This is a genomic window from Paraburkholderia sp. MM6662-R1, assembly GCF_050436245.1.
Classification (GTDB): Bacteria; Pseudomonadota; Gammaproteobacteria; order Burkholderiales; family Burkholderiaceae; genus Paraburkholderia; species Paraburkholderia tuberum.
On the sequence record NZ_JBNDLV010000004.1, the window covers coordinates 237,348 to 250,857 of the forward strand.

Consider the following 13,510-nt stretch of genomic DNA (forward strand, 5'->3'; position numbering starts at 1 on the left):
CGCGTTCGACGCGTGTGCAATACGCTGCGGGACGTGAGCACTGCGTGAGCAATGCGCGAGCAGCGCGCTCAATAGGTGGCGCGGCCGCCCGACAGGTCGAATACCGAGCCGGTGCTGAACGCGCAGTCTTCGGAAGACAGCCACAGGATCAGCGACGCCGCTTCTTCCGGCAGCAGGAAACGGTTCATCGGAATCTTCGACAGCATGTAGTCGATGTGCTGCTGCGACATCGAATCGAAGATTTCGGTCTTGGCCGCGGCCGGCGTGACCGCATTGACGAGGATGTTTCTGGTCGCGAGTTCCTTGCCGAGCGACTTGGTGAGCCCGATCAACCCCGCTTTCGATGCGCTGTAGTGCGAAGCATTCGGATTGCCCTCCTTGCCCGCCACCGACGCGATATTGACGATGCGGCCGTAGCCCTGCTTCAGCATCTGCGGCACGACCGCGCGGCAGGTCAGGTACGGGCCGATCAGATTCACGTCGATCACGCGGCGCCACATGTCGGGCGCAAGCTCCCAGGTCGTGCCGTTGCCGCCGGTGATGCCCGCGCAGTTGATCAGCACGTCGATCGAGCCGTGCCCGGCGACCGTTTGCGCGGTGGCCTGCTGAACCGCGGCGTCGTCGGTCAGCTCGACCGTGATGGCGCTGACCTTACCGAGTTCGCTCAGCTCGCGCTGGCTGCGCGCGAGCCGTTCGCTATCGACGTCCCACAACGCGGCCGACGCGCCCGAGCGCAACGCCCGCTGCGCGACCGCGTAGCCGATGCCACGCGCGCCGCCGGTGATGACGACCGTGCGCCCCTCCAGATCGATCCGATTCATTGCTGTGCTCCTGTAGGCCGCCGTGCGGCGTGCCATCGAGTTGTTGTATATCGCTGCGGTCAATATACGGGCGGTGCGATGCGCCAACAATTCGACTATTGGAGGGGGCGATAGCAAAAGTGGATCGGCAGCGGGGAGCGGGCGCTAAAGGGAAGCGAAGCGGCTAATCATCGGCAGCGACGAAAAGCATCGAGACATACAGAATGGTCGACACGACGATGATGCCGACGCCGAGCAGCACCTTGGTCTGGTCGAAGTTGATCCCGCCGATGATCGCTATGCCGATCCCGAACACCGACGATAACGTGCCGAGCGCCGCGAGGCCCACGTGTATCTTGCTGCGGACCAGCCGTTTGCGCTCCGATTCGGCAGTGGTTTCCGTTTCGCTCTGTTCCATTCCCCGCTCCTTCGCGCGCGACGCGATGACCATCGTGAAACCTGAGCCGCAATGGCCGGCGCGACGTCGAACCGCCGGTTGCGGTTCGACGCCGCGCACCTCGATACGCTTCAGCGTAGTTTATTTAAGCCTTCTCGATCGCCGTTATTTGACGTCCGCGCCATTGCGCGACACCGACGCCGCGATGGCCGAGACGAACACCGCGCGCACCGAATCGCCGACCTTCAGTTTCTCGAGCGCAATGTCCGGCGCCACGTCGAGCGTTTCCGTGCGCGACGGCCCGCGCAGCGTGATCGTGCGCTTCTTGCGATCGATCTTGCGCACCGTCGCGACGACCTCGATGCGCCGCGCCGATGCAACGACACCGTTGGCCGCAGGCTGCGTGACTTCGGTATCGATGCGCTGGCGGATGCCGTTCGGCGCGAGTTTGTCGACGCCGACCAGCACCGCCTTCTTGTACGCAATCGTCACGACGTCGCCGACATGCAGCTTGCTGACGTCGGCGGCTTGCGGATTCACGTCGAAAGTTTCCTCGCCGCCTTGCGGGCCGCGCAGCGTCACGCTGTTCGTCGCGGGATCGATCGCGACGACGCGCGCCTTAACGTGCAGCAGCGCGGCGGCGCCAATTGCCCGCTGTTCCGGCGCGGACGCGGCCGCGTTGTCCTGTGCCAGCGCCGGACCCGCCGCGGCGACGCAAACCACCAACGCAACCGCGATCGCCTTCACCCGCATGAGCCCGGAGTCCGTTGAATTACAAGCCATGAAATGCTCCTTTTGATTGCGTCGATGTTACGGCAAATGTTTTGTCGCAGATCGCGCACTACGCTTAGCACCGGCAAGTGCAATCGCTTCGAATAAAAAGAAAAAACGGACTATTAATCGCTTTTATCGGACGGGGTTACGCTTTCTGAAACCAATGGCGGTTCCTTTCTAATGCGTCGATTTGTCCCGGAGAGCCAATCGCAAAAAGCGCGTGCTTCTCCATGCGATGCAATCGGTATGCGGAGTCGTGGCGGATGAGCTTGCGCAAGGCGCCGCGCGGCTTTGCGCATGCGTTCCCGCGAGCGTCAGCGGAGGGGTAGAGAGCTAGCCATAACATATTCCTCGCAACGAGATGGACTACCGGGCGACCCAACGTGAGCGGGTCCGGAAATTGCCGAACGTTATGACTATTTCAAACGGTTTCGGGGATGCTAGCAAACGCGCAAAGGAATGGCAAGACAAGTGGCTGCGCATCGCCATTCCCGATTAATCGGGTTTGCCGCGTCAAATCTTTTATGACGGTGGGCGATTCATTTGCCATAAAAATATGATCGCTGCAATTCGCTGAGCTCAGATGCCCGGCGACGCCGTCCTCGCTCTGACTCTGTCCGGTTGCCTGACAACAGTCGAATCGGCGCATTCGATATGCATTGAAAAGCGGTGGGCGCGCGGCAGATTGGCAATCGCCGAACGACTCCGCACAAACCCTTAATGGATGATACTGAAGCGATTACGCATCGCTGCGCGACGAATACAAAAAATTGTCGTCAATCATTGGAATACTGCGAACACGGGTTATTGATCGAGCGAATTTTGCCGTCAAGGCAACGAAAAGAACGCTTGAGCCGATGGCCACGGTCATGTGGGCATCACAGGCACAGCGTTTGCTAAAGCTCGCGTCACCGTCTAACGCACACACATTGTTTATCGAAGGACACCACACATGGTCACGACTCGCCCCTGCACCGCCGCCTGCGTCATCGACGGCCTCCTCGTCACGCTGACGTTCTATCCGGACAACGGCGTATTGCGTATTGCCGATTCGTCCGGCGCCTGTCTAAGAGAAACGCGCTGGCATGGGTCATGGCGCGCTCTGCTCGAGGAGTTCCGCGGCTACTACGAAGCGGCGGAAAACGACGCGGCGCGCGGCGTCGACGATATCGTCGCTCGCCTCGGCGAGCGCTGCGCTGATGCCCAGCGGGAATTGGCATCCGCGTGAAATGGCATGCGCTTGCGATCAAGCGCGTGAAAGGCGGCGGCGGCAGCGCTCGGCACCTGTTCGTTGCCTCGCGATCCGGGGTCGTTCCTGGCGCCCCGCTGCCGCTCGCGAACTCTGGTCATTGACCGAAATAAGTCTTGCACTCCGTGCTGAACGAGCATGACTGGCTGCGCCGGCCTCCCGCTTGCGACTCGCCCGCCGGAACACCACCATACGACGCGTTGCGTATGCCCTGCTCGCGCGGGTCCCAGTTCTGACCGAACGACATGTCGGTCGTCGCCTGCGCCGATTCGTCCGCATCGTGCTCCATCATCGCGCGACCCGACACGGCGTGCTCCGCCTGGCCGCTCAACTCCTCGGCGATGGCCGTTCTCGGCGCGAGAAACAGAACGGCGGTCGCGGCAATCATCAATATACGTACTCTCATTTCCGGACTCCTCGAATCCGGCGCAGCAGTGTTCGTCCTCCACAAGAATTGATCCGCGAACAGCCAACCTGCCCAATCGGGCCGAGGAACGGAGCGATGCCAATGCGCTACTGCTGCGACGGGTCACCGAACTAAACAGATGAAGAATTACCGCGCTTGCGCCCGATACTCGACGCGTTCCCGAGCGTCGGCGGAATCGGCGCGCACAAGGCGGCTGTAAGTCTGCATTCGCAGCTTGTCGTCCTTCTTTTATAGTTCGCGCACCCCGGAATTCAATCCAGGAGCATCCAGCAGTGTCGCCAATCGTCCACACCGTTCGATAAACCGCATTCACCGACAAATTCAACGTGAACTAAGCGTGCTTTGCTCGCGCATTGCGCTATCATGTTGCTACAACGCACAAAAAGCGAACCCGCACATCGACGAAAGTCCGGTGAAAGACGGACAGCGTGGAATGACTCCATCCATTCGCAATCATTGCATCGAGACACAGAGTTTTTCATAGCGAACGTCAGGCTTACCGGCCTCGTTCGTCGCGTTGCGACATGCTGAAATATTTGCTGATCGAGACTCTCGGTTCGAGGGTCGGTTGTTCCAGCGGCCGTCTTTGTCCGAGGCCGTATTGCAATTCAGGGAGCAACGTTTTTTAACCCGGCACATGGCATTTCCGTCAATCGACAACCCCACCGCGGGGCGGCCCCATTCAGTCGGGCTCGACGCTTCGCAGCTTTTTCCCCGCAATCTGTCTTCGACAGCACGCTGCACGTTTTAGAAGGACGAATATCCTATGGACGAAAGGAAGCGAGATAGCATGATTGCCTATCTCCGCCATCGTATGGAAGAGTTTGGTATCAGACCAGAAGACCTTGCCGCAGCGCTGGCGACCGAGTCATTGGCCAAAAAGGCTGAGCGCTATCGCAATGCGACCGGAGACAGCTGGGACGGCAATGGCGAAATGCCGCAATGGTTGAAGCAGGCTATTAGTGCCGGCCAGAGCATTGAGCATTTCGAATTGGCCACAAAACCGGCGCCCACGCCCCAACCGAAAAAACAGGTGGACTGGTCGAATGACCCGTTCGCCGGCACGCGGCTCGGGCGCCCGAATAACCGCTAGGTGCAGGCCGCCGCGCTCGAAGGCGCGGGCACAATGGCTGCGGCTTCGAAACGAACCGCCGTGCCACGCACCGGTTTTGCGCCACCGCTTGCCACATTGACGGCATTCACCGTATTCCCCGCATTGGCGGCATTCGCCGCATCGACGAGATTCGCGTGATTCGAGGCAGGCTGCGCATATTGCGGCAGCTCGATAAGCGCGCTGACCTGCCGGACGATCTGCCAGAAGGTCTTGTCGAAAAGACAGGCCTGCTCGTCAGCGGACCCGTGGCCGCCCGCGAGCGGATCGGTAATGGTCCAATAGACGAACGCCGGTGCGCCGGGAAATACCGGCGCGTGCAGTCCGCCGACGAATTCGTCGAGCGCGATCACGATGTCCATGCGCGGCGCCCATTCGCCGGTGAATTCGAGCCAGCTTTTAGGGCTCAGCACCGCGCGCCCGGAAATGCCGGGCCGCAATTGCGCGACCGCGAGTGGATGAAGGCGCGCGGCCGGTTCAGGGCCCGCGCTGAACGCGTCGAACCGGTGCCCCGCCAGTTCGCGCAGTAAAGCTTCGGCAATGATGCTGCGGATCGAATTATCGCGGCAGAGAAACAACACCTTATATTTTCTGGACACGCTTACCCCGTACCGATGTTTTTTATTGGCCTCTGGGCGGAATTGTGCCGCTCCAGTCTTGCGCCCCCGTGACACAACGGCGTCTTTATTATTTGCGCCTCGGGATTCGCACCAGGTATCTCGACTCACGGGCACAGAGCACAACTTTGCGAACGATCGGCAGTGTACCAGTGTCCGGCCCACTGTTTCAGCACCCTGTCAATATTTGCCAGATCAACCGACGCTGCCGCCGGCCCGCCGGTCCGGCACGATGGGCCTGGCCCGGTCGCCGTCGGCGGCGGGTCAGAACTTCAGGCTGTTGAGGAACTGAAACCACAGGTTGCCGAGCGCGCCGGCCGGATGCATGTCGCTGACGGTTTCGTCGCGCTTCGCATGGTTCTCGCGTCTGGAAGGCTGCGTGTCGTGAGGGGCGGTTTGCGAGGCCGCGCCGGTGTCTTGCGCGCGGTCCGCCAGTTCGGGCTCGGACGCCTCGGCTTGCGCCGCTTGCGCGCTCTTCGCGGTCTTTCCCGCGCGCTGGGCGTTTTGCGCGGCGTCCGCCTCGTCGCGGCGCGCGGCCTGCAACGCCGCGACGCTGTCGGCGATCTGCGCGGCGCGCTGCGGTTCGCATTGCCGCCCGAGCAGCACGCCGAACAGCACGTCGCGATTGTGGCCCTGGTCGGCGAAGCGGATCGCGATCGACACCATCTCGGCATACGCGGCTTCGTCGGCCGCGCGCGCCGCTGCCTCGCGCTTCGCCTGCGCGCGTTGCCGACGCGTGTGCTGCGCCTCCCACTCGCGCATCTGCTCGGTGTAGACCGCGTCGTAGACGTTGCGCTGCTCGGCATCGGACAGGATCGCGTACGCGTCCTTGATTTCCTGGAACGCCGCGCGCGCCACTTCCTCGGCACCGTGGTTGCGGTCCGGATGCCACTTCATCGCGGCTTTCCGGTAGGCCCGCTTGATTTCGTCGTCGGTGGCGTGCGCGGGCACGCCGAGCGTCTCATACAGGGTTGCCATGCTGGACTCGATCTCGCGAAAAATCACTGCGGGCATCGTAGCATGCTCAAAGCGGCGTCATCGTGACCCGGCCTCCACGCAAGCACGCGCATGCCGGCATTGCCGCGATGGCACGGCGGCAGATCGTCCTCCAACGGCCCACGAAAAAAAGGCCCCACCACTTGCGTAGCGAGACCGAGTCCCATGTCTAAGGAGATGTCATGGAGGAGACGAGCCCATCTTATCGTCAGACCCGCACGCGCCCAACCAACGGTTCGCCATATGCTTATCGGCCGCGCGCTCACGTGCATTGCAAAGCGGCTCGGCGACCTGCTCATGCATGGTTATATCGTTAGAACAAAAAGTCCTTAGCCGCGCGGCGGCCGCTCATTAAGATGACGCTTCAAAGTCCGGTTCGCTCCGGCCGGTCCGTTCGCGGCCATGCACGTGCGTTGCTAGCGCTGCATGAGTTCCGCATAAACCGCACCGTGAACCGCAATCGAAGGAGCATTTCGTTGAGCAGATCCGATCATTTCCGCCCGCCGCTCGTCGTCGGTATTGGCGGTACGACGCGCGCGGCCTCGTCGACCGAGCGCGCGCTCGCCTTCGCGTTGCGCGGCGCCGAAGCCGCGGGCGCCCATACCCGCCTGTTCGGCGGCACTTTTCTGCATAGCCTGCCACACTATGCGCCAGAACAGCCGGCCCGCACCGACGAACAACTCGAGCTGATCGAGGCGGTGCGTCGCGCGGACGCGGTGATCATCGCGACACCCGGCTATCACGGCGGCGTGTCCGGGCTCGTGAAAAACGCACTCGACACGCTCGAGGAATTGCGCGCCGACGAGCGCCCGTATCTGGATGGCCGCGCGGTGGGCTGCATCGTCACCGCCTACGGCTGGCAGGCGGCGGGCTCCGTGCTGACGTCGCTTCGCTCGATCGTGCATGCACTGCGTGGCTGGCCGACGCCGTTCGGTGCCGGCATCAACACGCTGGAGACGCGCTTCGATAGCGCGGACAGCTGCTCCGATCCGAAGGTGATCGAGCAACTCGCGACCGTCGGCCAGCAGGCCGCGCAGTTCGCGCTCGCGTTCAATGCACAGCGTGCGCACGGCACGCCCGCCGCGTCGAGCCATGCGACTGCGAGCCTGGCCGGCGCACCGAGCCCCGCCACCTCCATCGCCACTGACGGTCGTCCCGCGCGCGTCCTGCACCCGGTCTGAATACTCCCCCAGGCACCGTGACGCCGCCGCAATCGCGCGCGGCGCCACGCTTTGCGCCGAGCGACCGTGCGCCACATAACAGACACCGCGCCTCCACGCGAATAGAGTCACCGGACACAGCGACTTCGATCCAATCCGGGCTTCTGATTACCACTGCGGCCCCGCGCTGGTTTGCTTTCGACGAAAGATTGGTTCAACCGCTGCAGAGCGCGCCCTACGCTTGACCTGCCCGCCGCTTCACTCACCTATGGCAACGACAGGGCCGCGCCGCACGCATTGGTATTCCGCACGACATTCGCGGGCACACAGACAAGTCAAGATCATGAACTCACACATCCGCTACAAGGGCTACGAGGTCGAAGCGGCAACGCAACTGCTCCCCAACGGATTATTCGCCGCCAATCTGACGATCGAGCAGCGCGACGAGAATACGCGCAAGGCTTATTCGTTCGACGCGCTCGACTACTTCTTCGACGAAGAGCATGCGCTCGCCTACGCGTCGGACTGGGGGCGTATGTGGATCGATAATCACCAATAAGGCGATCCCGGAGCGCATCGATGTCGATGACAGCGAGCACGACAAGCGTTGCGCATCGCCCGGCATCGGGTTTCAGGCGGATGTGCCAGAATAGGTGAACCCTTGCGTTCGCTGTCTGCCCGCGTGACCTGTCCGCTACTTCGACGGATGCAGTCGAAACTCGCGCCGCCCGCGACGCACCCATCGATACGGAGACGCCGGTCATGACATGGACCGTCGACGCACAGCTCGCGCTCAGCGCGACACAAGCGGTCGAGGCGCTGCAATCGGGCCGCCTCAAAGCCGCCGACTACGTCGCCACCCTGCTCGCGCGCGCCGCCGCGCTCACGCACCTGAATGCGCTCACCACGCTCGACTTCCACGGCGCGCTCGCCGCGGCGCAGCGCATCGACGCATTGCCGCCGACTGAGCGGGCACGTCTGCCGCTCGCCGGTTTGCCGATCGTCGTCAAGGACAACATCAACACCGCAGGTCTGCCGACGACGGCCGGCACGCCCGCGCTCGCGGGCTTCGTGCCGAACACCAACGCCCCATCGGTGCAACGCCTCCTCGACGCGGGCGCGATCGTGCTCGGCAAGGCCAACATGCACGAACTCGCGTTCGGCATCACGAGTACCAACCTGTCCGCGCACGCGGGGCCGGTGCGCAATCCGTACGATCCGTCGCTGATACCGGGCGGCTCGTCGGGCGGCACCGCGGTGGCGATCGCCGCGCGCATCGCGCCCGCCGGACTCGGCACCGACACCGGCGGCTCGACCCGCATCCCGGCCGCGCTGACCGGCACCGCGGGCTTGCGTCCATCAGTCGGCAATGGCGGTGCCGAGCGGCGCTATCACGACCCCAACGCGGTGGTGCCGATCAGCCATACGCGCGACACCGTCGGGCCGATGGCACGCAGCGTCGCCGACCTGGCGCTGCTCGACGGTGTGATCACCGGCGACGGCACGTTGCCTGCGATTGCGCTCGATGGCTTGCGCATCGGCTTGCCCGCGCCGCTGTGGGATGCTCTCGAGCGACAGGTCGAGGACGTCGCGCGCGCCGCACTGCAAAAGCTCGAAGCGGCGGGCGTCACGTTCGTGCCGGTCGCGATGAGTGAGTTGGAGTATCTGAACGGGATGGTCGGCGCTCCGCTCGCCATTCACGAAGCGCGCGACGACGTGCTCGCGTGGTTGGTCGCGAATCGGGCGCCGGTGCAAACCGTCGCCGCACTGGCCGTGCGCATCGCGAGCCCGGATGTGCGCGCGATCTACGACGACGTGCTCGCCGACGTGCTCGGCTCGCACTACTCGGCGGCGCTCAACTACTGGCGACCGCGGCTGCGGAACTACGTCGCCGCGACGTTCGCGAATGCCGGTCTCGACGCGTTGCTGTTTCCGACGACGCGGCTCGTCGCGGTACCGATCGACGATCTGAACGGCTCGTCGACGGTCACGATCGACGGCGGTCCACCGATCGATACGATGGAAGCGTTCCTGCGTAATACCGACCCGGCCAGCACATCCGGCATTCCGGGGCTGTCGCTGCCGGCGGGTATCAGCGCGAGCGGGCTGCCGGTCGGCCTCGAACTCGATGGACCGCTCGGCTCGGACAGGCGCCTGCTGGCCATCGGTGTCGCGTTCGAACAGGTACTGGGAACGTTGCCCGCGCCGGTGCTATGAAGCCCGTGTTTCACGTGCGCGCTATCAGGTTTGTGCTTTAATGCCTGCGCGTTGCAGCCCGCATTCCGACGCTTTGCCCGCCCGAACCTCCCTAAGCGACGATGACGAACCCCGCCACCGCCCTCTCATCTCGCGGCCTCGTACGCCGCGTCGTTCACTTGAGCGCCGTGCTCACGGTCGCTTTCGCCGCCAGCGCCTGCGCGCGCCTCGCGACGGTCGATTCCAACGCGCTGTGGAAGATCGTCGACATCCGCTGCGTGCCGTCGCAGCAGGCCACGGGCACACCGGGTCAATGCACGGTCGTCGATCTCGACAAACGCTACGTCGTCCTGAAGGACATTCTCGGCCGCTCGCAGTTTCTGCTGATGCCGACCGATCGCATCACCGGCATCGAAAGTCCGCTGATCCTCGCGCCCGATGCGAAGGACTACTGGCGTGACGCGTGGGATTCGCGTCATTACGTGCAGCAAGCGGTCAAACGCGAGTTGCCCGACGATCAGCTCGGCCTCGAAATCAACTCCGAATCTCGTCGCTCGCAAAACCAGCTGCATATCCACATCGATTGCATGCGGCGTGAAGTCAGCGCCGCGCTCGCCGATCACGCTCACGACACGCCCGGCGAGTGGCGTTGGCAGACGCTCGATGGCGAGCGCTACAGGATCATGCGGGTGAACTCGCTGAGCGGCGCCGACAACCCGTTCCGGATCGTCGCCCGCGACAATCCCGATCCGGCGACGATGGCCACGCAAACCATCCTGGTTACCGGCGCGGGCCCGTCCGCGGCTCGGGATGGCTGGCTGATCGTCAACAGCGGCATCGACATCGAAGGCGGCAGCGGCACGGCCGAAGGGCTGCTCGATCACGCGTGCCGCGTCGCGGACGATCATTGAGCGTTTGCCGAACACGCAGAATTGGCCCGCACCAGCATGCGAGTAACGGAGTCATTGCCGGCCCGCGCCGTGCAAAACCAGCAAGGTTACGGTTTTCGGCGGCAGAGTAAGGTGCAATTGGCCGCTCGCATAGTCGGTGTCGTGCAGACGGGATAGGGCATTGTCCATGAGTTGCCAGGTCTGGGCTTTGGCTTGAGTCACATCAAAGTTGTTGATCGCAATGGTGGCGTCAGCCGGTTGATCAAGCTGCTTGTTGATAACCACGATGGTCATGACGCGGTCGTGATCACGCACGGCGGCAAAGGACGAGACCCGATCCGGGTCGGGCTGCGTGTCGGCGATGCTGGTGGTGCCGAAGCCCGAGCCCTGGCCATCGTAGTTGCGATAGAGCTTGATCGCCTTGTAGACCGGCATGTCCCGATTCAATGTGCCCCAGCGCGTGGCAATGTCCAACCCTTCCCGGCCAAAGATGCCCAGCACGTCGGCCTGGGCCGTGGCGCCGTTCATGGTCGTATCGCCGCCCCAACTGTATTCCGTCAGCGCGATCGGCGTACCCGCGTAGTAATAGCTGTCGACCCACCGCCGCATCAACGGAATCAGGGCCACCACGCTATTGATCCAGGTCGGATCCTTGTAGCTCGTATCCCACAGGTCGCGCGTGGAGCGGTTACGGGCGAGTTCGATGGCAGGCGTTTCAGCCGTGGCCGCATTCTGGTTTTCCTTGAATTCTCCGCCCTGTGGGTAAAAGTGCAGGCTGAAAACGTCGACAGGGCGGTCGGCCTGCTTCCATTGCGTGAGCAGCCATGGGACGTAATCCATGCCTCGCGTTTCGTTTTCCCGGTCCGGCGGATTGCCCTGACCGTGCGCGGCGAAGTACTGCTGATCGAAGCCGCTAAAGCGATACCCGGTCCAACCCCACTCTTCCGGCGCCACGACCCGCGCGCCCGGGTCTGCCGCCTTCACGGCGTGCGAATAGGCGATCACCTTGTTCGCTACCTCGCTGGCATGGGCGCCGATGGGATGCATGTCGCGATGGTTGAGTTGCCACAGACTCGGCTCATTGTCCATCAGGTAGTAATGCACACCGTCCGAGCCGGCACTACCGGATCCACGCATGAGTTGCCTGACGCGCTCCTGCTGGCTCTGCGGATCGTCCAGCAACGAAGCATCGTCCGGGTCGTTCCTGATAGGGGTGCCGTCGGGTGCGATGCCGTTGCCCGCGTCAGACAAGCCGTGAGCGTCGACACTCTGCTGCTTGCCGTACCTGTTGACCGAAAAACTGACCAGCGGCTTACCGTCCTTATCGAGTCGCGCTACCCTGCCGATCATCGGGATGGTCAGCATCGGTAAAGCGTGTCCGTCACGGGTAAGCGCCGCGAAACGGTCGTTATATTGGTAGATGTCTTTTGGATCGGTCGGCAGGCTTTCGAAAAACCAGTCCTGGCCCGTGTTGTGTGCGTCGACCCGCCAGTTGTAAGCCGAAGCGGTGTTGCCGCCCGAGCGGTTGATCGGCACGCGCAGATCCCGCAGGATTTCCGCCGTCCCGAAGTTCAAGCCATAGATGAGCGGGCTGATTGGATGCCGGTTGGCCGCGGCATCCACCGTAATGGTCACCGGCAGCGGCGCAGCCATGGGCAGATCGGCGTATAGCAGCGCGCCCGCCCCTAGCATCAGCGCCATCAAGCTATGGCAGTTAAAGTGTGCTGGCTTCGACATGCGGAGTCCGTGAGTCTATGGCGCTGGATTTCGGCACGACGACCGTATCTTCCGCTTCGAGCGGCGACTGCAGATCCCGTTCGTCCAATTCCCAAACGACGAGCCTGGGCGGTGTCTGAGCATAAGCCGGACTTGCGAAATAGGCGCGCGCCGAGCCGCCGAACTTGCCGCCCTCGCGTGCGAAATTACCCACGCCTGTTCCGAGTGCCAAAGCGAGCTGAGGCACGAAATCGGACGTCGTCGAATAAGAAGTGCCGATCACGGCGATGCCAGGCAGATCGGCATCGCCGAACAGATCGTCGGCTGACGCGGCCGCCTGAGCCTGAGGAATGTAGTCACGGCTGGCCGCAATCTCAGGCCTCGGCTGCCAGGACGGCGGCAAATCATCCAGGCCGGCCAGACGCACAAGATCGCCGGGCCGCCGGCCGGGAGGCTTGTCCGTGACGCGATAGTCGGGCTTACTCGAACCCAGCGGGACCCCCATCGCACGGATGCGCTGCGCCACGGCCTGCGCCGCGGCACCCGCGCCGTCCTCGGTCCAGTGCGTGTCAGTCCGAAAAAAAGCGCCGCCCGGCGCGCCACGCAGCGCCGCACTGAGATCCAGCACCTGCACGCCGTCAGCGGTCAGACGCGAGGTCCAGTCAGCGAGACGCGCACCCAACGAAACCGGACGATACAGACTGCACAGATGTTGCGGCTCGATACGCGACTTGTCGGGCACCACGACGACCAGCAACGCGATACCGTGCCTCGCCAGCTCGCGCTGCACGGCGGCCACCGTGTCCGCGCGCGTGGCGAGATGACTGTCGCTATCGGCATACACGCTGAGTTCGTCGCGCAGGAACAACCAGCCCGGGCAGCCCTGCCGCACGCGCGGCCCCAGATCGTGCAGCGTCAGCCAGCCCAGCGCACGCTGCGCGCGCGCCGCGTCGGCGGCGATCGGCGTATCGGCCATGCGATTGGCGAGTTCTTTCGATACCGCACCGTCCAGAATGCCGGCGCGGGTCACGGCATGAGGCAACACCGATTCGGTCGTCGACGCGAACCTGAGATTGGAAAGCAGGCCCGCGAACAGGAAGACCATCAGGATGACGGCAGCGATCTTGCTGGCGCGCGAGGCGGGTAATTGAGGTAGCGGCTTGGGATCTTCCATGGC

Annotated in this window: 14 protein-coding genes; 6 read left to right on the plus strand and 8 right to left on the minus strand. The window is 63.4% G+C overall.

Translation table 11 applies throughout. From position 1 onward, the window contains the following. Nucleotides 1-68: 68 nt before the first annotated feature. The 3 genes from OKW39_RS30915 to OKW39_RS30925 all read right to left on the minus strand — a co-directional run bounded on the left by OKW39_RS30915 (nt 69) and on the right by OKW39_RS30925 (nt 1,980). Entirely contained in the window at nt 69-821 is a 753-nt protein-coding gene (locus OKW39_RS30915) for an SDR family NAD(P)-dependent oxidoreductase (protein WP_429564395.1), read from the minus strand. Between the two features lie 163 nt (nt 822-984). Next, complete coding sequence (locus OKW39_RS30920) at nt 985-1,218, minus strand: hypothetical protein (RefSeq protein ID WP_184066177.1); 234 nt, start codon at nt 1,216-1,218, stop codon at nt 985-987. Between the two features lie 144 nt (nt 1,219-1,362). Beyond that, on the minus strand, nt 1,363-1,980 hold the full coding sequence (locus tag OKW39_RS30925; RefSeq protein WP_429333682.1) for a copper-binding protein: 618 nt from the start codon (nt 1,978-1,980) through the stop codon (nt 1,363-1,365). Nucleotides 1,981-2,923: 943 nt separating this feature from the next. Here OKW39_RS30925 and OKW39_RS30930 point away from each other — a divergent pair. Continuing rightward, nucleotides 2,924-3,199, plus strand: a complete 276-nt coding sequence (locus OKW39_RS30930; protein ID WP_090806576.1) for a hypothetical protein — start codon at nt 2,924-2,926, stop codon at nt 3,197-3,199. A gap of 118 nt (nt 3,200-3,317) precedes the next feature. Here the strand turns inward: OKW39_RS30930 and OKW39_RS30935 are convergent, their stop codons facing one another. Continuing rightward, nucleotides 3,318-3,626, minus strand: a complete 309-nt coding sequence (locus OKW39_RS30935) for a hypothetical protein (RefSeq protein WP_167368698.1) — start codon at nt 3,624-3,626, stop codon at nt 3,318-3,320. A 787-nt stretch (nt 3,627-4,413) separates the two neighbouring features. On the opposite strand from OKW39_RS30935, the gene OKW39_RS30940 reads away from it, so the two are divergent. Further along, nucleotides 4,414-4,740, plus strand: a complete 327-nt coding sequence (locus tag OKW39_RS30940; protein WP_429333681.1) for an H-NS family nucleoid-associated regulatory protein — start codon at nt 4,414-4,416, stop codon at nt 4,738-4,740. Here the strand turns inward: OKW39_RS30940 and OKW39_RS30945 are convergent. Continuing rightward, nucleotides 4,737-5,357 (minus strand): arsenate reductase ArsC, encoded by a 621-nt coding sequence (locus tag OKW39_RS30945; protein ID WP_429564396.1) that lies wholly within the window; start codon nt 5,355-5,357, stop codon nt 4,737-4,739. The genes OKW39_RS30940 and OKW39_RS30945 overlap by 4 nt on opposite strands. A 282-nt stretch (nt 5,358-5,639) precedes the next feature. Continuing rightward, nucleotides 5,640-6,353 carry a J domain-containing protein gene (locus OKW39_RS30950; RefSeq protein WP_429363955.1) on the minus strand — a complete coding sequence of 238 codons (714 nt, stop codon included), beginning with the start codon at nt 6,351-6,353 and terminating at the stop codon, nt 5,640-5,642. A 374-nt stretch (nt 6,354-6,727) separates the two neighbouring features. Between OKW39_RS30950 and OKW39_RS30955 the strand changes: the two genes are divergently transcribed. The 4 genes from OKW39_RS30955 (at nt 6,728) to OKW39_RS30970 (ending at nt 10,638) form a co-directional block, all read left to right on the plus strand. Then, on the plus strand, nt 6,728-7,552 hold the full coding sequence (locus OKW39_RS30955; protein WP_429363957.1) for an NADPH-dependent FMN reductase: 825 nt from the start codon (nt 6,728-6,730) through the stop codon (nt 7,550-7,552). A 322-nt stretch (nt 7,553-7,874) separates the two neighbouring features. Continuing rightward, nucleotides 7,875-8,090, plus strand: a complete 216-nt coding sequence (locus OKW39_RS30960; protein ID WP_008917353.1) for a hypothetical protein — start codon at nt 7,875-7,877, stop codon at nt 8,088-8,090. 203 nt (nt 8,091-8,293) lie between these two features. Beyond that, the gene (gene iaaH / locus OKW39_RS30965) at nt 8,294-9,748 is read left to right on the plus strand and encodes an indoleacetamide hydrolase (RefSeq protein WP_429333677.1); all 1,455 of its coding nucleotides are present in this window, start codon (nt 8,294-8,296) and stop codon (nt 9,746-9,748) included. Between the two features lie 101 nt (nt 9,749-9,849). Next, nucleotides 9,850-10,638, plus strand: coding sequence for a CDP-diacylglycerol diphosphatase (locus tag OKW39_RS30970; protein ID WP_429564397.1), 789 nt, complete (start codon nt 9,850-9,852; stop codon nt 10,636-10,638). 51 nt (nt 10,639-10,689) lie between these two features. Here OKW39_RS30970 and OKW39_RS30975 read toward each other — a convergent pair whose 3' ends face one another. Then, the gene (locus OKW39_RS30975) at nt 10,690-12,354 is read right to left on the minus strand and encodes a glycoside hydrolase family 44 protein (protein ID WP_429564398.1); all 1,665 of its coding nucleotides are present in this window, start codon (nt 12,352-12,354) and stop codon (nt 10,690-10,692) included. Further along, entirely contained in the window at nt 12,332-13,507 is a 1,176-nt protein-coding gene (locus OKW39_RS30980) for an alginate O-acetyltransferase AlgX-related protein (protein ID WP_187610752.1), read from the minus strand. Before OKW39_RS30980 ends, OKW39_RS30975 begins: the two co-directional genes overlap by 23 nt. Nucleotides 13,508-13,510 lie beyond the last annotated feature (3 nt).

Bases quoted from the DNA above. Each gene is read 5' to 3' on its own strand.
- OKW39_RS30940 (WP_429333681.1), top strand. From the start codon at position 4,414: ATGGACGAAAGGAAGCGAGATAGCATGATTGCCTATCTCCGCCATCGT.
- iaaH (WP_429333677.1), top strand. From the start codon at position 8,294: ATGACATGGACCGTCGACGCACAGCTCGCGCTCAGCGCGACACAAGCG.
- OKW39_RS30975 (WP_429564398.1), bottom strand. From the start codon at position 12,354: ATGTCGAAGCCAGCACACTTTAACTGCCATAGCTTGATGGCGCTGATG.
- OKW39_RS30970 (WP_429564397.1), top strand. From the start codon at position 9,850: ATGACGAACCCCGCCACCGCCCTCTCATCTCGCGGCCTCGTACGCCGC.
- OKW39_RS30980 (WP_187610752.1), bottom strand. From the start codon at position 13,507: ATGGAAGATCCCAAGCCGCTACCTCAATTACCCGCCTCGCGCGCCAGC.
- OKW39_RS30920 (WP_184066177.1), bottom strand. From the start codon at position 1,218: ATGGAACAGAGCGAAACGGAAACCACTGCCGAATCGGAGCGCAAACGG.
- OKW39_RS30955 (WP_429363957.1), top strand. From the start codon at position 6,728: ATGACGCTTCAAAGTCCGGTTCGCTCCGGCCGGTCCGTTCGCGGCCAT.
- OKW39_RS30915 (WP_429564395.1), bottom strand. From the start codon at position 821: ATGAATCGGATCGATCTGGAGGGGCGCACGGTCGTCATCACCGGCGGC.
- OKW39_RS30960 (WP_008917353.1), top strand. From the start codon at position 7,875: ATGAACTCACACATCCGCTACAAGGGCTACGAGGTCGAAGCGGCAACG.
- OKW39_RS30950 (WP_429363955.1), bottom strand. From the start codon at position 6,353: ATGGCAACCCTGTATGAGACGCTCGGCGTGCCCGCGCACGCCACCGAC.
- OKW39_RS30935 (WP_167368698.1), bottom strand. From the start codon at position 3,626: ATGAGAGTACGTATATTGATGATTGCCGCGACCGCCGTTCTGTTTCTC.
- OKW39_RS30930 (WP_090806576.1), top strand. From the start codon at position 2,924: ATGGTCACGACTCGCCCCTGCACCGCCGCCTGCGTCATCGACGGCCTC.
- OKW39_RS30925 (WP_429333682.1), bottom strand. From the start codon at position 1,980: ATGGCTTGTAATTCAACGGACTCCGGGCTCATGCGGGTGAAGGCGATC.